Consider the following 25,424-nt stretch of genomic DNA (forward strand, 5'->3'; position numbering starts at 1 on the left):
TGTTCTTGGCCGTCGTATCGGACTTGCCGGTCGTCTCGAAGTCCTGGACTGGTCGTTGAGTTCAGAGGGCAGCCGGTGGGAGGGCGGTGTGGTTGCCGGCAGCGATTGACCGCCTGGTCAGCCGGCCGCGCAGCGGCCGGCCAGGGTGAGGGCCACGTCGACGATCATGTCCTCCTGGCCGCCTACCAGGCCCCGTCGGCCGCACTCCAGCAGGATGGCGCGGACGTCGACGCCGTAGCGGTCGGAGGCGATCTCCGCGTGGCGCAGGAAGGAGGAATAGACGCCGGCGTAGCCCAGCGTGAGGGTTTCGCGGTCCACGCGGACCGGGCGGTCCTGGAGCGGGCGGATCAGGTCGTCGGCGGCGTCCTGCAACTGGAACAGGTCGCAACCATGCTGGAGGCCCGAGAGGTTCGCCACCGCGATGAACGCCTCCAGGGGGCAGTTGCCCGCGCCCGCGCCGTGGCCCGCCAGGGAGGCGTCGACACGGCGCACCCCGTGTTCCACGGCGACGATGCTGTTGGCCACCGACAGCGAGAGGTTCTCGTGGGCGTGGATGCCGATCTCGGTGCCGTCGTCCAGGACGTCGCGATAGGCCCGGACCCGGTCGGCGACGTCCTTCATGGTGAGTCGGCCGCCGGAGTCGGTGACGTAGACGCAGTGCGCGCCGTAGGACTCCATCAGCCGGGCCTGCTCGGCGAGTCGGGCCGGTTCGGCGCGGTGGGAGAGCATCAGGAAGCCGGAGACGTCCATACCCAGTTCGCGGGCCGCGGCGATGTGCTGTGCGGAGATGTCCGCCTCGGTGCAGTGGGTGGCCACCCGGACCGAGCGCACCCCCAGGTCGTAGGCGGTCTTCAGGTCGTGGATGGTGCCCACGCCCGGCAGCAGCAGGGTGGTCAGCCGTGCCCGCTCCAGCACCGAGGCTGCCGCCTCGATCCACGCCCAGTCGGTGTGGGAGCCGGGGCCGTAGTTGAGCGAGCCGCCCGCCAGCCCGTCGCCGTGGGCGACCTCGATGGCGTCGACGCCGGCGGCGTCCAGTGCCCTTACGATCCGTTGCACGTCCGCCGGGGTGATCCGGTGCCGGACGGCGTGCATCCCGTCCCGCAGGGTCACGTCCTGGACGAAGATGCTGCTGCTCATGCTGTCACCTCGCAGGCACCGGCCGTACGGGCCGCGATCCGCTCGGCCACCCTGAGTGCGGCCGAGGTCATGATGTCGAGGTTGCCCGCGTAGGCCGGGAGGTAGTGGGCCGCGCCCTCGACCTCCAGGAACACGGACACCTGGTGGGTCGGTAGGCCGGCCGCGCCCTCGGCCAGCAGGGTCTGTACCGGCTGGTCCCCGGGGACCGGGGTGATCTGCACCTGCTGCTTCAGCCGGTAGCCGGGGACGTAGGCCGCCACCTCGGCCACCATCGCGGCGACGCTCTCCTGGATCGCGGCGTGCCGGGTGGTGTCGGGCGCCTCCACCAGGCAGAGCACGGTGTCCCGCATGATCAGCGGCGGCTCGGCCGGGTTGAGGATGATGATCGCCTTGCCGCGGTCCGCGCCGCCCACCTCGACCAGCGCCCGGGACGTGGTCTCGGTGAACTCGTCGATGTTGGCGCGGGTGCCCGGACCGGCCGACTTGGAGGCGATCGAGGCGACGATCTCCGCGTAGTGGACCGGGACCACCCGGGAGATCGCGGCAACCACCGGGATGGTGGCCTGGCCGCCGCAGGTGACCATGTTCACGTTCGGGGCGTCCAGGTGTTCCTCCATGTTGACCGCCGGGACGACGTACGGGCCGATCGCCGCCGGGGTCAGGTCGATCAGCCGCTTGCCCAGCGGTGTCAGTTTCGCCGCGTTGGCCTGGTGGGCCCCCGCCGAGGTGGCGTCGAAGACGATGTCGATCTCGTCGAAGCCGGGCAGGGCGATCAGCCCGTCCACGCCCTCGTGCGTGGTGGCCACGTTCAGGCGCCTGGCACGCGCCAGGCCGTCGGATGCCGGGTCGATGCCGACCAGGGCGCCCATCTCCAGGTGTTGGGCGGTGCGCAGCACCTTGATCATGAGATCGGTACCGATGTTGCCCGAGCCGATGATCGCGACCTTGGTGCGCGGCGCACCGTCTGCGCGCGTTGTCATACCGTTCCTTCCCCGATGGCGGTGGTGACCGTGCCGAGCCCGCCGATCACCGCGGTGACCTGTGCGCCCGGTGCGAGCGGGCTCATCGGACCGAGCGCACCGGAGAGCACCACATGGCCGGCCCGCAGCGGATCGTCCAGGTCACGTGCGGTGCGGGCCAGCCAGAGCACCGCGGCGAGCGGGTCGCCCAGACAGTCCGCGCCGGTGCCCTCGGACACGGTCCGGCCGTCGACGGACATCTCCATCACGGCCGTCCGCGGTTCGAACTCGGCGAGGCTGTGGCGCTCCCGGCCGAGCACGAAGGCGCCCGCAGAGGCGTTGTCGGCGACCGTGTCGGACAGGGTGATGTCCCAGCCCGCGACACGGCTGCCGCAGATCTCCAGGGCGGCCACGGCATGGTCGACCGCGGCCCGCACCCGGGCCAGGTCCAGCTGGCCTTCGGCCAGGTCCGCGCCCAGCACGAACGCGATCTCGGCCTCGACCCGGGGCTGGAGCACGGACGCGTACGGCACGGTGTCGCCGTCCGCGTATCCCATGTCGTCAAGCAGCACTCCGAAGTCCGGCTGGTCCACGCCGAGTTGACGCTGCACAGCGGGCGAGGTCAGCCCGATCTTGTGGCCCACGACGCGTGCGCCACGCGCCAGGCGCGCCGCCGTGACCCGCTGCTGCACGGCGTACGCGGCACCGGTGTCGGCGGTGCCGATCAGATCCCGCACCGGCGCGCACGGAACGCGGGTGGCGTCAGCCTCCAGCAGCCGAGCGGCCGCCTCCGCGACCCCCTGCGGCACCTGCCGGGCGCCGGCCTCCTGCGGCACATCCTGGGCAGCAGCCGCCCGCTGCACCCGCCTGGTGTCATTCATCGCCGGGATTCCCCCGGACGAAGTCGATGACCAGCCGGTTGAACTCCTCGGCGTGCTCGATCATCGCCCAGTGACCGCAGCGGTTGAGCAGGACCAGCCGGGAGTCGGGGATGTTCGCCAGCAGGAACAGGGAGCTCTCGAAGGAGACCACACGGTCGTCGCGGCCGTGGATGAGAAGGGTGGGCACCGCGATGTCGCGCAGCCGGGCCGGGTCCACCCAGCGCGGCAGCGGCGCCCCGTGCGGCAACCCCGCCACATAGTTGGCCAGGTGCTCGGGCCGGGCGAGGGCCGCCTGCGAACGGGCCTCGCACAGCTCCGGCGTCGCAAAGCGCGCCTTGTCGTAGCACATGATCTCGACCAGCCGGCGCATGTTCTGCGGGCTCGGGTCCTGGTAGGCCTCGATGAGGACCTTCAGCCCCTCGGACGGCCCGTCACCGGCCCCGAACAGGCTGGGCATGCGCCCCACCGGCGGCCCCATGGTCACCAGGTGGCTGATCCGCCCGGGGTGCTCGGTGGCCAGCCGGAGCGAGGTCTGGCCGCCCATGGAGTTCCCCACGAACGCGGCCCGTGGAATGCCCAGCGCGTCGAGGAACTGGATCGCGGCGTCGACGTGGTCCAGCTGGTCGACCGTGGCCGGGTCCGACTCTCCCCAGCCGGGCATGTCGACGGCGTACACGTGGAAGTGCTCGGCGAGCGCCTCGATGTTGCCGCGGAAGTTGCTCCAGCCGGTCGCCCCCGGGCCGCTGCCGTGCAGCAGCACCAGCGGATGGCCGGAGCCGGCCTCGTAGTAGCGCAGCGACCAGTCGCGGGTCCTGACCATGCGCGCGGTCTGTTCCTTGGCGAGTGCCATCAGCGCTCTCCTCCTTCGGTTCCTTCGGTTTCCAGCGGGGATGGCGCCGCGGCGAGCAGCTCGGCCACCGCGCCCGGCGGGCGGTGGCCCCAGCTGTGCAGCCGGTCGAGGGTGCGCACCTGCCAGGTGGCGTCGTCGATGATGAGCCCGCCCCAGCCGTACTCGACGGAGAAACCGGAGGGGGTGAAGACGTAGAAGCTGAACATGTGGTCGTTGGGGTGCATCCCCAGCGTCATCTCGAACGGCTGCTTGGCGTCCATGCAGCGGTCGTAGGCCAGGCCCACGTCCCGGATGTCGGTGACCTCGACCATGAAGTGGTGGGTGCGCTTGGGGGAGGGCATGTCGCCGAACGCGACGGTGTGGTGGCGGCCGTTGCAGTGCAGGAAGATCAGGTCCGCGACGATGCCGGGGGCCAGTTCCTCGACGATGATGTCGCTGATCTTGAAGCCGAGCAGGTCGCGGTAGAAGCCGAGGTAATCCTCACGGCTCACCCCGTGGGCCAGCAGCACCTGGTGTCCGGCGCCGCCGGCCCCGGTGACGAACTCGCCGAGCAACGCCTTGGAGGCGAACGGGGTGTCGGCGTCGGACAGCCCGGTGACCAGTTCGACGCGGTTGCCCATGGGGTCGGTGGTGGCGAAGATCCGCTCCACCCGGCGGTCCGCGGCGAGCGCCGCGTCCTCCTCGTCGACCTGGAGGCCGGCGGCCCGCAACCGCTCGACGAGCGCGTCGAGTTCGGCGTCGCCGTCGACCTCGTACCCGCTGACGACCAGGTCGTCGGCCGGCCCCCGGGTGACAATCCAGCGGTGCGCCTTCTCGTCCAGGCGCAGGGTGAACCGTTCCTCGCCGCGCTCACCTAGCTGCATACCGAGCAACTCGACCCCGAAGCGCTCCCAGTCGGCGAGATCGCCGACCTCGTAGACGACGTACGCGAGTTCCTTGACTCCGCTCATGGAAGATCTCTCCTTGAAGGTGGGTGGACGGACGGTCAGGCGGGGACGGCGAGCCCGCTGGTGTCGGCGGCGGCCACGAAGCGGTCGGGGCGCAGGGCCACCGCGCGCACCCCGTACCGGCGCAGCCAGGAGCCGAGCACGCCGTCCAGGTCGACGAGTTCGTCGGGCCCCTGGGTGTAGGCGTTCTGCGGGCGGACCGCGCGGTAGCGGGCGCCGAGCGCGTCCCACTGCCGACGTTCTTCCTCGGTCAGCAGCGTCGAGGGGTGGACGTCATCGCCCAGCAGCACGAAGGTGTCGCCGAGCAGTTCGTCCAGCAGCGCCATCCGGCCGACGGTGTCGCCGACCACCGGCTGCGGCACCATCCGGCCGACGATGCTGGCGTCGCCGAGCGGGCCGCGCAGCCAGCCGGCCTCCAGCAGCGGCGGCGCGATCAGTGGCGGCTCGAAGGGGGTGACGAGTCCCTCGGGCGGCGCCGCGGACAGGGCGGCCCGCTCCTCGTCGGAGATCTCCTGCTTGATCACCCGGCCGAGCTGCACCGCGAGCCCGGTGTAGAAGGCGGCGTTCGGACGGCGCTCGGCCTCATAGGTCTCGAGCCAGGACTCGGGCAGCTGTCCGGCCAGCACCCGGCCGAGCTTCCAGCCCAGGTTGTGCGCGTCGCGCATCCCGGTCTGCATCCCGGCGCCCGCCCAGGGCGGCATCAGGTGCGCGGCGTCGCCGGCCAGGAAGACCCGGCCGGAGCGCCAGGTCTGCGCCATCCGTACGTGGTGCCGGTAGAAGGCGTGCTGGTGGATCTCGACGTCGTCCTCGCTCACCCCCAGCGCCTTGAGCAGGGGCCACACCTCGGTGCTGGTGGGAAAGTCGGCCTCGGTCTCGCGCGGCTTGAGCGGGATCTCCCAGCGGTGGTTGCCGGCCGACAGGGCGATGTCGACGACCGGCCGCTCCTTGTCCGTCCAGAAGGTGAGGAAGTCGCGGTCAGGCCACCAGCGCTTGACCCGGCAGTCGACGACCACCCAGGTGACCTCGTTGGTGTCGCCGAGCAGCTGGATGCCCAGCCGCTGCCGGGTCCTGCTGCTGCCGCCGTCCGCGGCGATCGCGTACCGGGTCCGGTACCTGCGGACCTCGCCGGTGGCCGTGTCGGTGGTGGTGACCGTGACCCCGGAGTCGTCCTGCTCGATTTCCGTCACCTCGGCGCCGTAGCGCACCGATATCAGGTCCCCTCGGTCCTGCGCGCAGGCCCGCAACTCGGTTTCCAAGGTCGGCTGGTAGATGTTGTAGAAGCGCGCCCTCGTCCCGAGCGCCGACGGCGGATGCTCGATGCGCATCACCTCGTGCCCGTCGTACGTGACCCAGCGCAGTGCGCGCTGCGGGTCGATCACCTTCTCGATGCGCTCGCCGATGCCCAGGCTCTGGAAGATTCGCACGGTCCAGTCGTTGACCGTGACCGCCCGTGCCCGGGAATAGATCTCTTTGTCCCGTTCGAAGGCGATCACTCGCGCACCCTGCTGAGCGAGGGTGAGAGCACCGACGACGCCCGTAGGGCCGTAGCCGATGACGGCGACATCCGCGTCGAAGTCCTGGGGCATGACGGCCTCCTTGCCGATCGTCCTCAAGGTTTTGGACCGGTCGTTCAGTCCAATAGTGGGGACTGTCACACGGCCGAAAAGGTCGGTCAAGGGGGGTGCCTCACGGATTCCGCACAGCAGAATTCCCACCCGTATCGCCGCCGACCGCCTAAGATCCGGCCTGGTGAGCGTGGGTATGCTGCAGCGCGTGGAGACCAGACGCGACAACACCGGCAACCGCAGGGGGCGACGCTCCCGTGAGGAGATCCTGGAGACCGCATCGCGTCTGATGGCGGAACGGGGATTCGCGGCGACCACGCTGTCGGACCTCAGCCGTGAGTCGGGGTTGCCCAGGAGCGCGGTCTACCACCACTTCCGTTCCAAGGCCGGACTGCTCTCCGCCGTCATGGAGCACGGGGCCTACGCCTTCTTCGAGCACATGGCGCGGGCACAAGCGCATCCGCCGCGCGAGGGGAGCGCACGGGAGCGGCTGCGCTGGTACCTCCAGCGCACCGGTGACGTCTTCCTCGCCCACCCGGACTTCCTGCGGCTGCACCTGATCCTCGTGATGAACGCCGAGGTGGCGGAGGCCGCGGAGGCCGCGGAGGTGAACCGCATCATCGAACGGGTGCGGCGGGACGGCCGCGCGCACATGAACCACATGATCGCGGACTCGTTCGCCGAGTACGGCCCTGAGGTCGCGCGGACCGTGGCCGACCGGCTGGACTACTTCGCCATCGCGGGCTTCGACGGGGCCTTCGTCGCCTGGCAGGCCGACCCTTCCCGCTCGATGGCTGAGGCAATGGACCTGCTCACCGATGCGGTGGCGACCCTCGGCGAGTCCATCGCCGTGCGCCTGCGCTCCTGACGGCGGGCAGCCCAGCCCGGCTTCAGGGGCATGGGTGCGGGCACAGCGGCGGGCCGCCCCCAGTGACCATCTGCCCTTGCCGGCTCCGGTGCTGGCTGCCCTCCAGTCGTTCAAGGCTCTCCAGGACAAGGAGAAGCTCGTCCTCGGTGAGGCTTACTTGGACTCCGGGTACGTCGTGGTGCACGAGACCGGGGAAGCCTTCACGATCAAGCAACTCCGTAGACGCGCGTACCGGCTCATGGAGATCCTTGGTCTTCGCCGAGTACGCCTGTACGACGCTCGCTCGTCCTGTCTCACCTATCTCGCCAACAACGGCGTGCCGGATCACATCCTCGCCCGATGGGCTGGGCACACGAACGTCAGGACCACGAAGAAGAAGTGGTACGTGAAGCCGGACGTGGAGGACCTCCGCGGAGCCGCGACCACGTGGGATGGCCTTCACGGTTTTGCGGCGGAGAAGCAAGCGTGAGTCAGGAAGCCTGGCAGCGGGGCGATTGGTCTCCTACGAGGGAAAGACACAGCTTGTCCACTGTGTGGTGTTCCGGCTGCTGATCGGTGAGATCCCGGAAGGCTTTCAGGTGGGTCATGCTGATCCTTGGAGCCAGCAGCATACGCTTTGCTGCAAACCGGACCGCGTGAAAGCAGTGCCGAAGCAGGAAGCTCTGCGGAGCAGGGACTGGGCGAGCGCGCGTGTCAGGAGGATGCACTGTCCGGGCGGCCACGCGTACACGTCGGAGAACTTGTACCTGGGTCTTCGAGGGTTCCGGCAGCGCCGGCGGTGTGGCGCTGTCAGGCGCGGGAGTCGCTGGGTTTTTCCCCGGCCGTGTGACAGCTCGTGACACGTGAGAGGGTCTGGGGCGTGAGCGAGACACCACCGAACACCCTGCAATACCGCTTTGACGGGCCAGAAGACGCCCCAGTCCTGATCTTGGGTCCCTCACTGGGTACCACATGGCACATGTGGGACCGGCAGGTCCCCGAGCTGACGAAGCAGTGGCGTGTGTTCCGGTTCGATCTGCCGGGACACGGGGGAGCGCCCGCGCACCCCGCCGACTCGGTCTCCGACCTGGTCACCCGTCTGCTGGCCACCCTGGACGGACTGGGAGTGCAGCGCTTCGGGTACGCCGGGTGCGCGCTCGGCGGCGCGATCGGCGTCGAACTGGCGCTGCGCCACCCGGAGCGCCTCGCCTCCCTCGCGCTGATCGCCACCTCACCGCGGTTCGGCACCGCCGACGAGTTCCGGCAGCGCGGGGTGATCGTCCGGACGAACGGGCTCGACCCCATCGCCCGCACCTCCCCGGAGCGGTGGTTCACCACCGGTTTCGCCGCCGCGCAGCCCGCGATCACCGAGTGGGCCGTGCAGATGGTGCGCACCACCGACCCCGGCTGCTACATCGCCGCCTGCGAGGCCCTGGCCGTCTTCGACGCCCGCGCCGACCTCGGCCACATCGGCGTGCCCACGCTGGTCCTGGTCGGCTCCGACGACCAGGTCACCGGCCCCGCCGAGGCGCGCACCCTGGTCGCCGGCATCCGCGACGCCCGCCTGGCCGTCGTGCCCGGCGCCTCCCACCTGGTGCCGGTGGAGCAGCCCGTCGCCGTGACCGACCTGCTGGTGCGGCACTTCTCCAGCGCCTGGCACCCCGGCATCGACTCGACCACCGGGCACATGGTGATCGTCGGCCCTCCGGTCAGGCCGGTGCTCGCCGCGCCGCCGCAGTCCGCGCCCATCGCCGAGATCGCCCCGGCGCCCGTACCGGCCCAGGCCACGGGCGGACCGGACCGGTACGGCACCGGTATGAAGACCCGCCGCGAGGTGCTCGGCGACGCGCACGTGGACGGGGAGCTCGCCGAGGCGGAGGACTTCTCCGGGGACTTCCAGGAGTTCCTGACCCGCTACGCCTGGGGCGAGATCTGGGACCGGCCCGGCCTGGACCGGCGCACCCGGAGCTGTGTCGCCCTCACCGCCCTGGTCGCGGGCGGCCAGCTCCAGGACGTCGCCGCGCACACCCGGGCCGCCCTGCGCACCGGCCTGACCCCGGACGAGATCAAGGAGGTGCTGCTGCAGACCGCGGTGTACTGCGGGATTCCCGCCGCGGGCGCCGCCTTCCGGGTCGCCCAGCAGGTCATACGCGAGGAGACCACGCTCACGGAGTGATCCGCCGCCGTGGGCCACCCGCGCGCCCGGCGCACGGGTGGTCCAGGCTGGACGCATGAGACTCACGAAGATGTCGCACGCCTGCGTGCGCCTGGAGAAGGACGGGCGGACGCTCGTCATCGACCCCGGCGGTTTCAGCGAGCGGGACGCCGCGTCCGGCGCCGACGCGATCCTGGTCACCCACGAGCACGCCGACCATTTCGACGAGGGCCGGCTGCGCGCCGCCCTGGAGTCCCGCCCCGGCGCCGAGATCTGGACCCTGAAGTCCGTCGCGGAGCAGATCGCCGCCGCCTTCCCGGGCCGCGTGCACACCGTCGGCCACGGCGACACCTTCACCGCCGCGGGCTTCGACGTGCAGGTCCACGGCGAGCTGCACGCGGTGATCCACCCGGACATCCCGCGCATCACCAACGTCGGCTACCTCGTCGACGGCGGCCGCGTCTTCCACCCGGGCGACGCGCTCACCGTGCCCGAGGTCCCGGTGGAGACGCTGATGCTGCCGGTGATGGCGCCCTGGAACAAGATCTCCGAGGTGATCGACTACGTCCGCGAGGTCGGGCCGCAGCGGACCTACGACGTCCACGACGCCCTCCTGACCGACCTGGCCCGCCCGATCTACGACCGCCAGCTCGGCACCCTGGGCGGCGCCGAACACCTGCGACTGACACCGGGGGCGTCGGCGGAGGTCTGAGCCGGCCCCAGGAGCCGGGCCGAGGGCGTTGTCAGTGGTGCCCGGTAGGTTGTGAGGCATGCGCATCGCGACCTGGAACGTGAACTCGATCACCGCCCGACTGCCCAGGCTGCTGGCCTGGCTGGAGAGCAGCGGCACCGACGTGCTGTGCCTCCAGGAGGCCAAGGTCGCCGAGGACCAGTTCCCGTTCGACCAACTCCGCGAACTGGGCTACGAGGCGGCGGTCCACGCCACCGGCCGGTGGAACGGCGTGGCGGTGCTCTCCCGCGTCGGCCTCGAGGACGTGGTGCGCGGCCTGCCGGGCGACCCCGGCTACGAGGGCGTGGAGGAGCCCCGGGCCATCTCGGCGACCTGCGGCCCGGTCCGCGTCTGGTCGGTGTACGTGCCCAACGGCCGCGAGGTGGACCACCCGCACTACGCCTACAAGATCCAGTGGTTCGAGGCCCTCAGGGCGGCCGTCGCCGGCGACGCGGGCGGCAGCCGCCCCTTCGCCGTCCTCGGCGACTACAACGTCGCGCCGACCGACGACGACGTCTACGACCGCGCCGCCTTCGAGGGCTCCACCCACGTCACCCCCGCCGAGCGCGCCGCCCTGACCGCCCTCCGTGAGGTCGGCCTCTCGGACGTCGTGCCCCGGCCCCTGAAGTACAACCAGCCGTTCACGTACTGGGACTACCGCCAGCTCTGCTTCCCGAAGAACCGCGGCATGCGCATCGACCTGGTGTACGGCAACGAGCCCTTCGCGAAGGCGGTCACCGACTCCTACGTCGACCGCGAGGAGCGCAAGGGCAAGGGCGCCTCCGACCACGCCCCGGTGGTGGTGGACCTCGACGTCCAGTGAGGCCCCGGCCTCCGGCAGGCCCGCGCGCCTGTGGTGCGAACGGGGGTGCGGATGTCACCCTGGGGCCATGGACATCCCTTTCCTGGACAGGTGGCGCAAAAGGCGGGACTCGTCCTTCGGCACCGTGGTGTTCTCGGAGGGATCCGCGGGATCGGAGAGCCGGGCAGGTCTCGCCCAACTCCTCTCCGAGTGCGAGCTGTTGCGTTCCCAGGTGTCCGGGACGGGCCTCCGGCTCGACGACTCGGCCGCCTCCCTCGAGGCGCTGGACCAGTTGCTGCCGCGCTGGCGCGACGACGAGGAGACCCTGACCTGGCTCGGCAACGACGCAGGGCTGTACCTGGGCACGGTCGTCGTACGGACCGTCCCCGGCGCCGGATGGGAGATCGGGCCTGACGGCCGTCCGTTCGTCCGGCTGGCCTCCGGCCGCGAGATCGACGTGGTGACCGCCGGCCACGGCTGGGCCGGCGCCGGCGCACCCGAACTCTCCCAGCTCTACGCGGAGATCGCGGAGGTCTGAGCACCGGCACGAGGGGGACGGAACGGCCGCCGAAGGGCGTTTCCGCACACCGCCGGGACCGGCGGGCCCGACCTCGACTACCATGTTCCGCTCGTCCTTGTGGTGATGGCGCCTCGGCCCACCGCCACCGGGGCGGGGACGCTGCTGCCGGGTGAGGCACCCCCACGGCGGCCCCTCGATCGTAGGGGGCAGCAGGTCACAGAGAGCCATACCCGGCCGGCGGCAGCCGGAGATCACTGCTCGCGCGGCAGGACGGACCGACATGACGGATCGTCCGCCGACGAGGAGAAGGTCAGCTGCGCGCCGGACGGGTTGTGCTCGCCCCGGCCCTCGACGTTGTGCTCGCCCCGGCCCTCGACACGGATTCACGCCGAACGACCGGCTCTCCGGCCGCGCCGCCGTACGTCATGTGCTGGTGACGCCCGTGGAAGGCTCGGCTTCCGGCTCCGGCAGAGGGGTGCGCGCCGCGCGGGTCACGTCCGCGACGAGTTCGACCACGTCAGGACCGTAGGCCTCGGAGTTGATCACCTTCAGCAGCAGTACGAAGGAGCCGCTGCCGTACTTGCGGGACAGCCGCTCGTGGTTGCGGGCCAGATAGCGGGTCCCGGCCTGGTTGTCGATCGCGCGCTGGCCGCAGAACAGGAACACCGGCCGGGTGCCGCTGCGCTCGCCCGCGGTGAGGCGGGCCAGCAGTACGTACTCCGTGACGCCCGGGTCCATGCGGTAGTGCTCGGTGCCGATCTGGAAGGCGCACCGGTCGCGGCCTGCCTTGCGGTCGGTGTTCACCCGCACGCCCGGCAGCATGGCCGCCATGTGGGACACCATCCGGCGATTGGACCCCGGTCCGCCGACGCAGAACTCCGTACGCTCACCGAATCCCTGATGGGCCGTGTCCTGGGTGACCATCTGGGCGTTCGCGCCGCAGCTCTTGATCAGCGCGGCGAGTTCGAGCAGGGCGAACACGTCGAACCGGTGCACCGCGAGTTCCGCCGTCGCCGGGTCGCGGTTGACCACGAGGAGCGACTCGGCGTGGTCGGGCAGCCCCAGGAAGGCCTGCTTGCGGCGCAGTTTGCGCCGCCACAGATAGGTGCGGGCCAGCCAGCCGAACGCGGCGCTGACCGCCGTCGCGGCCACGCCCAGGACGATGTTGCGCACGTCGTCGTTCATGGCCGCGCATGGTAGCCGGTCCTGCGCACCTTTGTTCGACACTCGACTGGCTCTGCCACCCTGACGAGAGCATGGCAATGAATTAAGCTGCGCGAACGATCAGGCAACCGAGCCACAACGAGCGTGGAGGTGCGGATGCGTCGTCCTGTCGCACGGAAACTGGCGGTCCTCGCGGTCTCGGCCGCCGTGGTGTCGGTGGGCGCCGCGGCCCCGCCCACCGCCCCGCAGAAGGCCAAGCCGAGACCGGTCCAGAAGGTCCCCGTGGCGGCCGGCTACGGCGGCGCCGTGGCCAGCGTCGACGCGGACGCCTCCGCCGCCGGTATCGAGGTGCTCAAGCAGGGCGGCAACGCCGTCGACGCGGCCGTCGCCACCGCCGCCGCGCTCGGCGTCACCGAGCCCTACTCCGCCGGCATCGGCGGAGGCGGCTACTTCGTCTACTACGACGCCCGCTCCCGCACGGTGCACACCATCGACGGCCGCGAGACCGCCCCGCTGACCGCCGACTCGAACCTCTTCGTGGAGAACGGCAAGCCGCTCTCCTTCGACGACGCCGTCAGCAGCGGTCTGAGCGTCGGCACCCCGGGCACGCCCGCCACCTGGCAGACCGCGCTGGACCAGTGGGGCACCAAGCGCCTGGGCACGGTCCTGAAGCCGGCCGAGAAGCTGGCCCGCGACGGATTCACCGTCGACGAGACCTTCCGCTCCCAGACCGCCGCCAACGAGACCCGCTTCCGCTACTTCCCCGACACCGCCAAGCTGTTCCTGCCCGGCGGGAAGGTGCCGGCGGTCGGCTCGACCCTGAAGAACCCCGACCTGGCCCGCACCTACCAGCAGTTGGCCGCCAAGGGCGTCGGCGCGATCTACCAGGGCGACCTCGGCAAGGACATCGTCAGGACCGTCAACCACCCGCCCGTGGACCCGAAGTCGGGCTGGAACGCCCGCCCGGGCAAGCTGTCCACCAAGGACCTCGCGGCCTACCGCGCCAAGCTCCAGGCGCCCACGCGGACTTCGTACCGCGGCCTGCGGGTGTTCTCCATCGCGCCCTCCTCCTCCGGCGGCACGACCGTCGGCGAGGCGCTCAACATCCTTCAGCGCACGGACCTCGCCACGGCGAGCGAGCTCCAGTACCTGCACCACTACATCGAGGCGAGCCGCATCGCCTTCGCCGACCGCGGACGCTGGGTCGGCGACCCCGCCTTCGAGAACGTGCCCACGCAGGAACTCCTGTCGCAGAAGTTCGCCGACTCCCGCGCCTGCCTGATCAAGAACGACGCGGTCCTCACCAGCCCCCTCGCCCCCGGCGACCCGCGCCACCCCGCGGCCTGCTCCCGCGGTGGCACGGCCGCGCCGACGACGTACGAGGGCGAGAACACCACCCACCTGACGGTCGCCGACCGGTGGGGCAACGTCGTCGCCTACACGCTCACCATCGAGCAGACCGGCGGCAGCGGCATCACCGTGCCCGGCCGGGGCTTCCTGCTCAACAACGAGCTGACGGACTTCTCCTTCACCCCGGCCAACCCGGCGGTGCACGACCCGAACCTGCCCGGTCCGGGCAAGCGGCCGCGCTCGTCGATCTCGCCGACGATCGTGCTGGACCGGCTGGGCCGGCCGGTGGTGGCGCTCGGTTCACCGGGCGGCGCGACCATCATCACCACCGTGCTGCAGACCCTGACCGGGTTCCTCGACCGGCATCTGTCCCTGGTCGACGCGATCGCCGCACCCCGGGCCAGCCAGCGCAACACCGCGCAGACCGAACTCGAACCCGCCCTCTACGACAGCGTGTTGAGGAAGCAGTTGGAGACCATCGGTCACTCCTTCAAGCTCAACCCGGAGATCGGCGCCGCCACGGGCATCCAGAGCCTGCCCGACGGCAGGTGGCTGGCCGCCGCGGAGAAGGTGCGCCGCGGCGGAGGCTCGGCCATGGTGGTGAATCCGTCACCGTGAACGGTTGCGCGGCGGGGCCCGCCTCCGTAAGGGACGGCGGGCCCCGGCCGTTCACCGCGCTCACTCCGTCGACGAAGGCGGTGCGGGAGGTGCGGGCGGCGCAGGCGCCGGCTCCTCCTCGTTCCGGACGTCGAACGTGAGCCGGTCGTCCTTCGCGTCCACCATGACGCGCCCGCCCTCGCGGACCCGGCCGGCCAGCAGCAGCCGGGAGAGCTGGTTGTCCACCTCGCGCTGGATGGTGCGGCGCAGCGGACGGGCGCCGTACTCCGGCTGGTGACCGCGCCGGGCCAGCCAGTCCACGGCCGCCTCGGTGAACTGCACCGTGACGTCCTGGGCGTGCAGCAGCCTGCGCGTCTTCTCCAGCAGCAGATCGGTGATCTGCCGCAACTGCTCGGCGGTGAGCTGGCGGAAGACGACGATCTCGTCGATCCGGTTGAGGAACTCGGGCCGGAAGTGCTCGCGCAGCGGCCTGAGGATCTGCTCGCGCCGCGCCTCCTCGTCCGCCTCCGCGCCACCCGCGCCGAACCCGATGCCGGCCCCGCGCCGGGTGATCGCCTCCGAGCCGAGGTTACTGGTCATCACGATGACGGTGTGGGTGAAGTCCACCGTGCGGCCCTGGGAGTCGGTGAGCCGCCCGTCGTCGAGCACCTGGAGCAGGATGTTGAAGACGTCCGGATGCGCCTTCTCCACCTCGTCCAGCAGCAGCAGCGAGTACGGGTGCCGGCGCACCACCTCGGTGAGCTGGCCGGCCTCCTCGTGACCGACGTACCCGGGCGGGGCGCCCACCAGCCGGCTGACGGTGTGCCGCTCCTGGTACTCGCTCATGTCCAGGCGGACCATGCGGTCCTCGCTGGAGAACAGGACCTCGGCCAGCGCCCGGGCCAGCTCGGTCTTGCCGACGCCGGTCGGGCCGAGGAACAGGAAGCTGCCGATCGGCCGGTCCGGGCTGGCCAGTCCGGCGCGTGAGCGCAGCACCGCCTCCGAGACCGCGCTCACTGCCTCCTCCTGGCCGACGACCCGCCGGTGCAGGTGCAGCTCCAGGCCGAGCAGGCGCTCCTTCTCCTCCTGGGTGAGACTGCTGACGGGGATGCCGGTCTGCCGCGACACCACCTCCGCGATCGCCTCGGCGGTGACCTCCAGATGCTGTCCCTCGTCGGCCTCGCCGTCCCCGCCGGCCTCGCCGATCCGCTGCTTCAGCTCGGTGATCCGGTCGCGCAACTCCGTCGCCCGCTCGTACTGTTCGTCCGCGACCGCCTGGTCCTTGTCCAGCGCGAGCTGCTCCACCTCGCGCTCCATGGCCCGTACGTCGGTGCCCTTGGTGCGCGCCCGCAGCTTCACCCGGGCACCGGCCTGGTCGATCAGGTCGATCGCCTTGTCGGGCAGACGGCGCTCCGTCAGATGGCGGTCGGACAGGTCCACGGCGGCGGCCAGCGCCTCGTCGGTGTAGCGCACCTGATGGTGGGCCTCGTAGCGGTCGCGCAGCCCGCGCAGGATCTCCAGCGCGTCCGCGGCGGACGGCTCGGGCACCAGGATCGGCTGGAACCGGCGGGCCAGCGCCGCGTCCTTCTCGATCCGCCGGAACTCCTCCAGCGTCGTCGCGCCCACGATGTGCAGCTCGCCGCGGGAGAGGGCGGGCTTGAGGATGTTGCCCGCGTCCATCGCGCCGCCCTCGCCGCCCGCGCCGGCGCCGACCACGGTGTGCAGCTCGTCGATGAAGACGATCAGCCGCTCGGAGTTGGTGCGGATCTCGGTCACGATGTTGTTCAGCCGCTCCTCGAAGTCGCCCCGGTACCGGGTGCCCGCGACGACGCCCGTCAGGTCCAGGGCCACCACCCGGCGGCCGATCAGGATGTCGGGCACGTCCCCGTCGGCGATCCGCTGCGCCAGACCCTCCACGATGGCGGTCTTCCCGACGCCCGCGTCACCGATGAGCACCGGGTTGTTCTTGCCCCGCCGGGAGAGCACCTCGATGGTCTGCTCGATCTCCTGCTCCCGCCCGATCACCGGGTCGATGCGCCCCTGCCGGGCCAGCTCGGTCAGGTCGCGCCCGTACCTGTCCAGGGTCGGTGTGGAGGTGGACCGCTGCCGCTCCGTCCCGGGTGGCGCGGCGGCCTCCGGGGTCTCGGGCGGCATGCCGGACGAGGCGAACCGGGCCGCGTTCAGGATGTGCCCGGCCGCCGAGTCGGGGTTCGCGGCGAGCGCGCTGAGCACGTGCTCCGGGCCGATGTAACCGGCGCCGCTGGCCCGCGCCATGTCGTGCGCGTCGAGGAAGGCCCGTTTGACGGCCGGGGTGAGCGAGAGGGAGGTCGGCGGGGGCACCTCGCCCGGCGGGTGCTGCACGGGGCCGGCCCGCTCGTCGATCTGCGTCGCGAGCGAGTCGGGGTCCGCGCCGGACCGGCTGAGCAGACTGCGGGTGGGCTCGGTGGAGAGCGCGGCCCGCAGCAGGTGCTCGGTGTCCAGATCCCGGCTGCCGTGCTCCGCGGCGTACAGCGCCGCTCCCCGCACCAGCTCCCGGGCGGGCTGGCTGAGCAGCCGGCCGATGTCGATGTGCCGGGGGCCGGTGCGTGGTCCGCCGAAGAAGCGGGCGAAGAGTTCACCGAAGGGGTCGCGGTCGCGGTCGCCCTCCGGGCCGTTGAAGCCGCTGGTCATCGCTGTCCGTTCCCTCGCTGACAGTGGCTCCCGCCGGGTAACCGGGTGGGGGGCGTTTCATGCCACGATGGCATGGTCCGGTTCCTGGGGCATGTTCGGAGCGCCTGTGAGCTCGGGAGCCGCGCCCCCTGGTGGGTGGCCTCACCGCTTGCCGTTCACCGTTCCGTGAGGATGCGCGGGCCCGATTCCGTGATCGCCACCGTGTGTTCCGCGTGGGCCGCGCGGGTGCCGTCGTCGGTGCGCAGGGTCCAGCCGTCCGGGGCCGCGTGGTAGCCGTCCGTGCCGCCGGCGATCAGCATGGGCTCGATGGCGAGGACCATGCCGTGCCGCAGGGGCAGGCCCCGGCCAGGACGGCCCTCGTTCGGCACGCCGGGGTCCTCGTGCATGTGGCGGCCGATGCCGTGGCCGCCGAACCCGTCCGGGATGCCGTAGCCCGCCGCGCGGCACACCGAGCCGATGGCGTGGGCGATGTCGCCGATGCGGTTGCCGACCACGGCCGCCTCGATGCCCGCGGCCAGCGCCCGCTCGGCGGTCTCGATCAGCCGCAGGTCCGCGGGGCGCGCCCGGCCCACGACGAAGCTGAGCGCCGAGTCGCCGACCCAGCCGCCGAGCTTCGCGCCGAAGTCGAGGGAGACGAGGTCGCCGTCGCGCAGCCGGTATTTCGTGGGGATCCCGTGCACGATCGCGTCGTTCACCGAGGCGCAGAGCACGGCCGGGAACGGGGTCGGGGCGAAGGAGGGCCGGTAGCCCAGGAACGGCGAGGTCGCGCCCGCCTCCCGCAGGACGTCGTGGGCCACCTCGTCCAGCTCCAGCAGGGACACTCCCACGCCCGCGGCCTTGCGCGCGGCGGTCAGGGCCCGCGCCACGACCTGGCCGGCTTCGTACATCGCGTCGATCGACGTGTCGGTCTTCAGTTCCACCATGCCAATTACTATACCGGTATTTGAATCACGGTAGACTGCCCCTATGGTGCGCACCCCCCTGACCCCCGAGGAGCGCGAGCGCGGCGAGCGGCTCGGCCGTCTGCTGCGCGCCGCGCGCGGCGACCGCAGCATGGCCCAGGTCGCGGCGAGCGCGGGCATCTCGGCCGAGACCCTGCGCAAGATCGAGACGGGCCGGGCCCCGACCCCGGCGTTCTTCACCGTCGCCGCGCTGGCCGGAGTGCTGGGCCTGTCCATGGAGGAGCTGGCCGAGCAGAGCGCACTGGCCGGAGTGTGAGGACGTCCGCACCGCCCACGCCGCCTGCACCGCCGGGGGTGTGAGGGCGCCCACGCCACCGGTACGCCCGAGCCGCCCGGCGCGTGAGGACGTCCGCGTGCCAGTGCAGGTGCCAGCCGCGCCGGCAGGGGCGTGAGGGCGTCCGTACCGCCCGCGGTGGTCGTCGGCGTGGGTTGGAGCACCGCGGGCGGTACGGGTCTCAGGGGGCGGACGGCGTGTCGGAGCGGGCGGGGCCGCCCGGGGGCGGAACCGACGGGCGGGCCGGCGCCGTGCCGGGCGTGCCGGTCGTGCGCCGGACGGTCCTCGGACGGCTGGCCGCCCAGGCCATCAGGCCCGCGTTGTCCAGCGCGCCCACCCACAGGTGGGCGAGGGCGGCGGCCTCGGGGCCCGGACGCGGCCCCACTCCCACCGCCTTCAGTCCGGCGCCCGCCGCGGCCCTGAGTCCGTTGACGGAGTCCTCCACGGCCAGGGCGTTGCCGCCGGCCACGCCCAGGCGGCGCACGGCCTCCGTGTAGGTACCGGGGTGCGGCTTGGGGCGTACCTCCTCGTCGGGCACGACGATGTGCCGGAAGTGGTGCCGTAAGCCCACCGCCTCCAGGGAGAACTCCACCACGTCCGCGGGGCAGTTGCTGGCCACGGCCAGCGGTGCCACCCGGCTCAGGATCGTCACCAGACCCTTGGCTCCGCGCGCGATCACCGGCTCGCGCGCGACGAGGGCGCGGAAGGTCGTCAGCAGCCGCTCGGTCATCTCCCCGGCGGCGTCCGGTTGCCCGGCGACGCGCGCCATGAGGGCGCCGCACTCGGTGTAGTGCAGTCCCTTCGCGCGCTCCGTGAAGTCCGGGCCGGGTGCGCAGCCGAAGTCCCGCAGGACGCTGATCCGGGCCTGCTGCCAGTGCTGTTCGGAGTCCACCAGCGTGCCGTCGCAGTCGAAGACGACGGCTTCGGGGGTCCAGTCGAGGTCGAACATGTGATGTGTGGCCATGTGCTCTTGCCGTTCTGGCGCGGGACGGACCTGCCGGAGGGCGGCACGGTCCGCCGGTCGTGGACGTCGGCGCCTGCTTGCGTCACGCGCGCTTCAGGGCAGCGTGAAGTCGCAGGCGGACAGGGATGGTCGAGGAGTGAGGTGGGCACACGCACCGCACTGCGTGGTTTCCGGGAATTCATCCGGAACCGGAAACATAATGAACGTTACGCTCCACTTGACCGGTCGTGGATATTCACTGCCGCAATACGCACGTGTGGGTGACACCTCACGGGTATCGCAATACGCCTTCGGCCGTGGTGGTGCCGTCCTGCCGGAAAAGGAACGCGCCGGTGCGGCCCTGGGCGGAGCAGTGAATGACGGCGGGCGGGGCATGTTCGGTGAACCGCAGCGCCGACATCCGGCAGGCGACCGGCCTCACCAGCCGCCCTCCGCTGCGCAGGGCGATCGCCTGCCGCGCCGCCTCCAGCAGGGCCGTTCCGGGCACGTGGTCCGTTCCGTGGTCGAACAGGAACGGGTGACGCGGATCGGCGGGGCACACCAGCAGCTCCTCCCCGGCCACGGCGACGACGGCGTCCGCCTCCGACACCAGCCCCAGCAGGGCGGGTTCGGGCCGCGGTCCGGCCGGGGACGGCACGGCCGCGCCGGCCCCGGTACGGAGCCGGGCGTAGCGCTCGGCGTCGAGGAAGCGCGCCCCGCCCGCCGCGCGGGCGAACGGCCGCCGTCCGGCCAGGAAGTCGACCCGCATGCGCAGTCCGGTCAGCGCGCTGCCGTCGCGGTCGGTGCGCAGGCCGCCGACCTGCACCAGGCAGGTGACCTCGCTGGCCCCGTGGGGTGCCGTCGGCTCCGCGTCCACGTCCAGGGCGTAGGAGAGGTCGTCGATCAGGAAGCGGGCGGTGGGGGGCACGTCGAGGTGGCGCAGCGGGATGTAGATGCCGAGCTGGCGCAGGGTTTCGACGATCATCCAGGGGCTGTGCCGGTCGTCGCGTCCGCGGGGGAACGTGGGGTGCGAGCGCGGCCACGCGGCTGCGGCGCAGTAGGAGAGCGGACCGTGGGGGCGGACGTCGGTCAGCAACACCTCGGCCACGGAGGTCCGGTGGACCAGTTCGCGCTCGACCGTCCGGGACCGGCCGAGGGAGGAGAGGGTGGCAAGGCCGGTGGGGCCGTCGGACCCGGTCGACGGTGTGCGGGAATCCCGTGTGCGCGATCCGGAGTCCATGGAAAAATGCTAATAACACTATTAAGAGTTTCGCATGTTGGGCTCTCCCGGCCGTGCGGCAAAGGCCGATAGATTCCTCCTCGCGACGCACCGACGGACGAGGGAGACGCGTGCAGGAACGGGCGGAGGAAACCCGCAGAGCCGTATTGCAGGGAGCAGCTCACCTGTTCTTCGAACGGGGTTACGCGGGGACCAGTATCGCCGACATCAGCGCACGGTCCGCCCGTACCAGCGGGGCCATCTATTTCCACTACGGCAGCAAGGAACAGCTCGCCCTCGCCGTCGTCGAAGCGCATTTCGCCGCCTGGCCCGCCCTGGTCGCCCGGCACGAGTCGGTCGCCGAGCCCGCCCTGGAGAGGCTGGTGCGGCTGAGCTTCTCGGTGGCGCGGGCGTTCCGCGACGACGTCGTCGTACGCGCCGGAGCGCGGCTGTGGGCGGAGCGGCGGTCGATCGACGTGGAGATGCCCCCGCCGTTCGTGGACTGGATCACCACCGTCGAACGCATGCTCGCCGCCGCCCGGAGCGAGGGCGGCCTGGCCCCCGGGGCGGAACCCGGCCGGGACGCCCCCACCCTGGTCGCCGCCTTCTTCGGCCTCCACACGCTCTCCGACGTCCTCGACGACCGGCTGCTGATCGAGGACCGCCTGACCGCCCTGTGGCTGCTGTTGCTCCCCGGCCTCCAGGCCGACCCCGCGCCCCGCGAGCTGCTGGCCAGGGTGAGCGCCCCGGTCCCCGCCTCGCCGTGACGCCCCTCGCACCGGCGCTCACCCACCGGAGTGCGAAACACGATCGACTTCGCGGGTTGGCGACAATGGTCTTGGCAAGCCAGGAGAAGAGGCTTACGTTCATCCCTCTAGGCCTGTTCTACGGGCGTAGAGGCTCTGACGTACGTCGAAGGAGCAGCTCATGGCCAACGTCGTCCGTGCGGCCCTGGTCCAGGCCACCTGGACCGGCGACACCGAGTCCATGGTCGCCAAACACGAGGAGCACGCCCGCGAGGCGGCCCGTCGGGGTGCCCGGATCATCGGGTTCCAGGAAGTCTTCAACGCGCCCTACTTCTGCCAGGTCCAGGAGCCGGAGCACTACCGCTGGGCCGAGCCGGTGCCCGACGGGCCCACGGTCCGGCGCATGCGGGAACTCGCCCGCGAGACCGGAATGGTGATCGTCGTCCCGGTGTTCGAGGTCGAGCAGTCCGGCTTCTACTACAACACCGCCGCCGTGATCGACGCCGACGGAAGCTATCTGGGCAAGTACCGCAAGCACCACATCCCGCAGGTCAAGGGCTTCTGGGAGAAGTACTACTTCAAACCCGGCAACCTCGGCTGGCCCGTCTTCGACACCGCGGTCGGCCGGGTCGGCGTCTACATCTGCTACGACCGCCACTTCCCGGAGGGCTGGCGGCAGCTCGGCCTGAACGGCGCCCAGCTCGTCTACAACCCCTCCGCCACCCACCGCGGCCTGTCCGCCTACCTGTGGCAGCTCGAACAGCCGGCCGCCGCCGTCGCCAACGAGTACTTCGTCGCCGCGATCAACCGCGTCGGCCGGGAGGAGTACGGCGACAACGAGTTCTACGGAACGAGCTACTTCGTCGACCCCCGCGGACAGTTCGTCGGAGACGTCGCCGGCGACGCGAAGGAGGAACTCCTCGTCCGCGACCTCGACTTCGACCTCATCGAAGAGGTGCGGCAGCAGTGGGCCTTCTACCGCGACCGCCGCCCCGACGCCTATGAAGGGCTGGTGCAGCCGTGAGCGACCTGTACGACCGTCACCGGGCCGTCGCGCCCGACTGGCTGGCGCTCTACTACGAGGACCCGATCGAGATCACCCACGGCGAGGGCCGCCACGTCTGGGACGCCGACGGCCGGCGCTACCTCGACTTCTTCGGCGGCATCCTCACCACCATGACCGCCCACGCGCTGCCCGAGGTCACCAAGGCGGTGACCGAGCAGGCCGGGCGGATCATCCACTCCTCCACGCTCTACCTCAACCGACCGATGGTCGAACTCGCCGAGCGCATCGCCCAGTTGAGTGGCATCCCGGACGCCCGGGTGTTCTTCACCACCTCCGGCACCGAGGCCAACGACACCGCCCTGCTGCTCGCCACCACCTACCGGCGCAGCAACACGATCCTGGCCATGCGCAACAGCTACCACGGCCGTTCCTTCAGCGCCGTGGGCATCACCGGCAACCGCGGCTGGTCCCCGACCTCCCTGTCCCCGCTCCAGACGCTGTACGTCCACGGCGGCGTACGCACCCGCGGGCCCTTCGCCCACCTGAACGACGCCGAGTTCACCGCCGCCTGCGTCGAGGACCTCAGGGACCTCCTCGGCCACACCCGCCCGCCCGCCGCGCTGATCGCCGAACCCGTCCAGGGCGTCGGCGGCTTCACCTCCCCGCCCGACGGCCTGTACGCCGCCTTCCGCGAGGTGCTCCAGGAGCACGGCATCCTGTGGATCTCCGACGAGGTGCAGACCGGCTGGGGCCGCACCGGCGACCACTTCTGGGGCTGGCAGGCGCACGCACGCAGCGGACCGCCCGACATCGTCACCTTCGCCAAGGGCATCGGCAACGGCAGCTCCATCGGCGGGGTCGTCGCCCGCGCCGAGATCATGAACTGCCTCGACGCCAACAGCATCTCCACCTTCGGCGGCACCCAGCTCACCATGGCCGCCGGCCTCGCCAACCTCAACTACCTCCTGGAACACGACCTCCAGGGCAACGCCCGGCGCGTCGGCGGACTCCTCATCGAGCGGCTGCGGGCCGTCGCCGCCCAACTGCCCGGCGTACGGGAGGTCCGCGGACGCGGGCTGATGATCGGCGTCGAGCTGACCCGGCCCGGCACCGACGAGGCCGACCCGCAGGCGGCCACCGCGGTGCTGGAGGCGGCCCGGCAGGGCGGCCTGCTCATCGGCAAGGGCGGCGGGCACAACACCAGCGCCCTGCGCATCGCCCCGCCGCTGTCCCTGACCGTCGCGGAGGCCGAGGAGGGCGCCGCGATCCTGGAGGGCGCCCTGCGCGCCGCGTACTAGTGCCACGGCACCGGCACCACGCGCCGTGTGCTGGTGCCACGGCACTGGCGCCCCGGAGGCGAACCGAACCGCACGCAGAGGGGAACGTCGCCATGACCACCGCCTCGGACACACCCCCGACCACCTGGAACCCGCCGGAACCCGCCCTGTCGGTGCGCCAGGTCCTCACCCTGGAGCGGGTGCTCGCGGGGGAGCCCGAGGTGGTGGCCGGCGCCGGCCCCCTCGACCGGCCCGTGCGCTGGGTGCACGTCGCCGAGGCCGCCGACGTCGGCGTGATGCTCAGCGGCGGCGAGATGGTCCTCACCACCGGCGTGCTGCTCGCCGGCGACGAAGAGAAACAGGCCGAGTACATCCGCTCCCTGCACCGCGCGGAGGCCGCGGCCGTCGTCCTCGGCCTGGGCCGGGCCTTCCCCACCCCGCCCGACGTGATGCGCCGGGCCGCCGAGCGGTGCCAGCTCCCCCTGGTCGTCCTGCACCGCCCCTTCCCCTTCGCCGAACTGACCGAGGAGGTCCAGTCCCGGCTGGTACGGCGCAAGTTCGCCTCCGTCAGCCTGTCGGAGGCCGTACGCACCGCCCTCACCGCGCTGATCACGGCGGGCGCCCCCCTCCAGGCGCTGCTCGACGAGATCGCCCAGCACAGCGCCTGCCCCGTCGTCGTCACCAACCTCGCCCACCGCGTCCTGGCCACGGCGGGGGAGCGGCCGGCGGTCGACGACGTGCTGCGGGACTGGGAGCGCATCTCCCGGCAGGCCGGCGCCGGCCAGGGCGACGGCTGGATCCGCGCCGAACTCGGCGGGCGCGGCGAGCGGTGGGGACGCATCGTGCTGTGCGGCCACCGCGGCGACCACGCCACCGGACGGCTGCTGGCCGACCGCGCCGCCGAGGCCCTCGTGCTGCACCGCATGCTCGGCGGCAACGCCGGCTGCTCCTGGGAGGAGCAGTCCGCGCAGGGCCTGCTCACCGACCTCGTCGGCGGAGCCGTACCCGCCCGGCAACTGCTGCCCCGGGCACGGGCCGCCGGACTGCCGGTCAACCGGCGCACCTTCGTACCCCTGGTCGTCCCCGACGGCGACGTGGGCGCACTCGACCGGCTGCTGCGCCTGCTCGGCCTTCCCGGGCTGGTCGCCGAGGTCGCCGAGGGCGCCACCGCCGTGCTGCTCAGCCTCGCCCGCGACCAGGACGCCGACGCCCTCACCGGGCACTTCGCGGCCCGGCTGCGCGACGGCTCCGGCGCGGAGCGCACGGTCGTCGCCGCCGCGGACGCCCGCACCGTCTGGGACGACGTGCCCGCCGGGCTGCGCGAGGCCCGGCACGTCGCCCAGGCCGTCGCCGACTCCGCCGACGTGCTGGACCTGCCCGCCGTCGTACGTCTGAAGGACGTGCACCTGCGGGGCCTGGTCCGGCTGCTGCGCGACGACCCGCACGTGCAGTCCTTCGCCGAGCGCGAGCTGGACGGACTGCTGTGCCGGGCCGACGACGACCTGCTGTCCGTGCTGCGCACCTACCTCGCCACCGGCCGCAACAAGTCCCGCACCGCCCAGCTCCACCACGTCTCCCGGCCCGCGCTCTACCGCCGCCTGGAGTCCATACAGACGTGCCTCGGGGTGGACCTCGACGACTTCGAACAGGCCGCCTCGGTGCACATCGCGCTCCTCGCGCACGACGCGCAACAGGAGTGAGTCGGAAGAACGGCCGGGAGAACGGCGGTGAGACATGGGACGGACCCGGAGTGACACGGTGGCACGCCCCGCCCCCGCAGACGTGACACGGTGCACCTCAAAGCGGAGCCGCAGGCTTTCTAC

The 25,424-nt window shown here is 71.7% G+C and carries 23 protein-coding genes; 12 read left to right on the forward strand and 11 right to left on the reverse strand.

What is annotated here, in order from left to right:
- Positions 1–117: 117 nt before the first annotated feature.
- From dmpG to ACF09J_RS31405, 6 genes are read right to left on the reverse strand one after another with little or no spacing between them, the layout of a single operon-like run.
- Complete coding sequence (gene dmpG / locus ACF09J_RS31380; protein WP_392308847.1) at positions 118–1,137, reverse strand: 4-hydroxy-2-oxovalerate aldolase; 1,020 nt, start codon at positions 1,135–1,137, stop codon at positions 118–120.
- On the reverse strand, positions 1,134–2,117 hold the full coding sequence (locus tag ACF09J_RS31385) for an acetaldehyde dehydrogenase (acetylating) (RefSeq protein WP_392308848.1): 984 nt from the start codon (positions 2,115–2,117) through the stop codon (positions 1,134–1,136). The genes dmpG and ACF09J_RS31385 overlap by 4 nt, the downstream gene beginning before the upstream one ends.
- Positions 2,114–2,977 carry a 2-keto-4-pentenoate hydratase gene (locus ACF09J_RS31390; RefSeq protein ID WP_392308849.1) on the reverse strand — a complete coding sequence of 288 codons (864 nt, stop codon included), beginning with the start codon at positions 2,975–2,977 and terminating at the stop codon, positions 2,114–2,116. The genes ACF09J_RS31385 and ACF09J_RS31390 overlap by 4 nt, the downstream gene beginning before the upstream one ends.
- Entirely contained in the window at positions 2,970–3,827 is an 858-nt protein-coding gene (locus ACF09J_RS31395; protein WP_392308850.1) for an alpha/beta fold hydrolase, read from the reverse strand. The genes ACF09J_RS31390 and ACF09J_RS31395 overlap by 8 nt, the downstream gene beginning before the upstream one ends.
- Positions 3,827–4,777: a VOC family protein gene (locus tag ACF09J_RS31400; protein WP_392308851.1), complete on the reverse strand. Its 951-nt coding sequence runs from the start codon at positions 4,775–4,777 to the stop codon at positions 3,827–3,829. The genes ACF09J_RS31395 and ACF09J_RS31400 overlap by 1 nt, the downstream gene beginning before the upstream one ends.
- 35 nt (positions 4,778–4,812) lie before the next feature.
- Complete coding sequence (locus ACF09J_RS31405; protein WP_392308852.1) at positions 4,813–6,360, reverse strand: bifunctional 3-(3-hydroxy-phenyl)propionate/3-hydroxycinnamic acid hydroxylase; 1,548 nt, start codon at positions 6,358–6,360, stop codon at positions 4,813–4,815.
- Between the two features lie 187 nt (positions 6,361–6,547).
- Here ACF09J_RS31405 and ACF09J_RS31410 point away from each other — a divergent pair, with 187 nt between their 5' ends.
- The 6 genes from ACF09J_RS31410 (at position 6,548) to ACF09J_RS31435 (ending at position 11,411) form a co-directional block, all read left to right on the forward strand.
- Positions 6,548–7,207 (forward strand): TetR/AcrR family transcriptional regulator, encoded by a 660-nt coding sequence (locus ACF09J_RS31410; RefSeq protein WP_392308853.1) that lies wholly within the window; start codon positions 6,548–6,550, stop codon positions 7,205–7,207.
- Between the two features lie 76 nt (positions 7,208–7,283).
- Positions 7,284–7,676 (forward strand): tyrosine-type recombinase/integrase, encoded by a 393-nt coding sequence (locus ACF09J_RS31415; protein WP_392308854.1) that lies wholly within the window; start codon positions 7,284–7,286, stop codon positions 7,674–7,676.
- Between the two features lie 390 nt (positions 7,677–8,066).
- Positions 8,067–9,362, forward strand: a complete 1,296-nt coding sequence (locus tag ACF09J_RS31420) for an alpha/beta fold hydrolase (RefSeq protein WP_392308855.1) — start codon at positions 8,067–8,069, stop codon at positions 9,360–9,362.
- Positions 9,363–9,417: 55 nt separating this feature from the next.
- Positions 9,418–10,053, forward strand: a complete 636-nt coding sequence (locus ACF09J_RS31425) for an MBL fold metallo-hydrolase (RefSeq protein ID WP_392308856.1) — start codon at positions 9,418–9,420, stop codon at positions 10,051–10,053.
- A 58-nt stretch (positions 10,054–10,111) separates the two neighbouring features.
- Positions 10,112–10,894 (forward strand): exodeoxyribonuclease III, encoded by a 783-nt coding sequence (locus ACF09J_RS31430; RefSeq protein WP_392308857.1) that lies wholly within the window; start codon positions 10,112–10,114, stop codon positions 10,892–10,894.
- A gap of 67 nt (positions 10,895–10,961) precedes the next feature.
- The gene (locus ACF09J_RS31435) at positions 10,962–11,411 is read left to right on the forward strand and encodes a DUF6278 family protein (protein WP_392308858.1); all 450 of its coding nucleotides are present in this window, start codon (positions 10,962–10,964) and stop codon (positions 11,409–11,411) included.
- Positions 11,412–11,816: 405 nt separating this feature from the next.
- Here the strand turns inward: ACF09J_RS31435 and ACF09J_RS31440 are convergent, their stop codons facing one another.
- A complete protein-coding gene (locus tag ACF09J_RS31440) occupies positions 11,817–12,578 on the reverse strand; it encodes a hypothetical protein (RefSeq protein ID WP_392308859.1) in 762 nt (253 codons plus the stop codon).
- 135 nt (positions 12,579–12,713) lie between these two features.
- Here ACF09J_RS31440 and ggt point away from each other — a divergent pair, with 135 nt between their 5' ends.
- Positions 12,714–14,525 (forward strand): gamma-glutamyltransferase, encoded by a 1,812-nt coding sequence (ggt, locus tag ACF09J_RS31445; RefSeq protein ID WP_392308860.1) that lies wholly within the window; start codon positions 12,714–12,716, stop codon positions 14,523–14,525.
- A 60-nt stretch (positions 14,526–14,585) separates the two neighbouring features.
- Here the strand turns inward: ggt and ACF09J_RS31450 are convergent, their stop codons facing one another.
- On the reverse strand, positions 14,586–17,174 hold the full coding sequence (locus tag ACF09J_RS31450) for an ATP-dependent Clp protease ATP-binding subunit (RefSeq protein WP_392308861.1): 2,589 nt from the start codon (positions 17,172–17,174) through the stop codon (positions 14,586–14,588).
- Between the two features lie 155 nt (positions 17,175–17,329).
- Entirely contained in the window at positions 17,330–18,097 is a 768-nt protein-coding gene (map, locus tag ACF09J_RS31455; RefSeq protein ID WP_392308862.1) for a type I methionyl aminopeptidase, read from the reverse strand.
- Positions 18,098–18,140: 43 nt separating this feature from the next.
- On the opposite strand from map, the gene ACF09J_RS31460 reads away from it, so the two are divergent.
- A complete protein-coding gene (locus tag ACF09J_RS31460) occupies positions 18,141–18,392 on the forward strand; it encodes a helix-turn-helix domain-containing protein (protein WP_392308863.1) in 252 nt (83 codons plus the stop codon).
- A 199-nt stretch (positions 18,393–18,591) separates the two neighbouring features.
- On the opposite strand, the gene ACF09J_RS31465 is transcribed toward ACF09J_RS31460, so the two are convergent.
- Positions 18,592–19,374 carry an HAD family hydrolase gene (locus ACF09J_RS31465; protein WP_392308864.1) on the reverse strand — a complete coding sequence of 261 codons (783 nt, stop codon included), beginning with the start codon at positions 19,372–19,374 and terminating at the stop codon, positions 18,592–18,594.
- A gap of 268 nt (positions 19,375–19,642) precedes the next feature.
- Positions 19,643–20,593 (reverse strand): ScbA/BarX family gamma-butyrolactone biosynthesis protein, encoded by a 951-nt coding sequence (locus tag ACF09J_RS31470; RefSeq protein ID WP_392308865.1) that lies wholly within the window; start codon positions 20,591–20,593, stop codon positions 19,643–19,645.
- Between the two features lie 110 nt (positions 20,594–20,703).
- On the opposite strand from ACF09J_RS31470, the gene ACF09J_RS31475 reads away from it, so the two are divergent.
- The 4 genes from ACF09J_RS31475 to ACF09J_RS31490 all read left to right on the forward strand — a co-directional run bounded on the left by ACF09J_RS31475 (position 20,704) and on the right by ACF09J_RS31490 (position 25,301).
- Positions 20,704–21,339: a ScbR family autoregulator-binding transcription factor gene (locus ACF09J_RS31475; protein WP_392308866.1), complete on the forward strand. Its 636-nt coding sequence runs from the start codon at positions 20,704–20,706 to the stop codon at positions 21,337–21,339.
- A gap of 160 nt (positions 21,340–21,499) precedes the next feature.
- Positions 21,500–22,342: a nitrilase-related carbon-nitrogen hydrolase gene (locus tag ACF09J_RS31480; RefSeq protein WP_392308867.1), complete on the forward strand. Its 843-nt coding sequence runs from the start codon at positions 21,500–21,502 to the stop codon at positions 22,340–22,342.
- Complete coding sequence (locus ACF09J_RS31485) at positions 22,339–23,622, forward strand: aspartate aminotransferase family protein (RefSeq protein ID WP_392308868.1); 1,284 nt, start codon at positions 22,339–22,341, stop codon at positions 23,620–23,622. Before ACF09J_RS31480 ends, ACF09J_RS31485 begins: the two co-directional genes overlap by 4 nt.
- A gap of 92 nt (positions 23,623–23,714) precedes the next feature.
- Complete coding sequence (locus tag ACF09J_RS31490) at positions 23,715–25,301, forward strand: PucR family transcriptional regulator (protein ID WP_392308869.1); 1,587 nt, start codon at positions 23,715–23,717, stop codon at positions 25,299–25,301.
- Positions 25,302–25,424 lie beyond the last annotated feature (123 nt).

This window comes from Streptomyces sp. NPDC014889 (genome assembly GCF_043081205.1).
GTDB lineage: Bacteria > Actinomycetota > Actinomycetes > Streptomycetales > Streptomycetaceae > Streptomyces.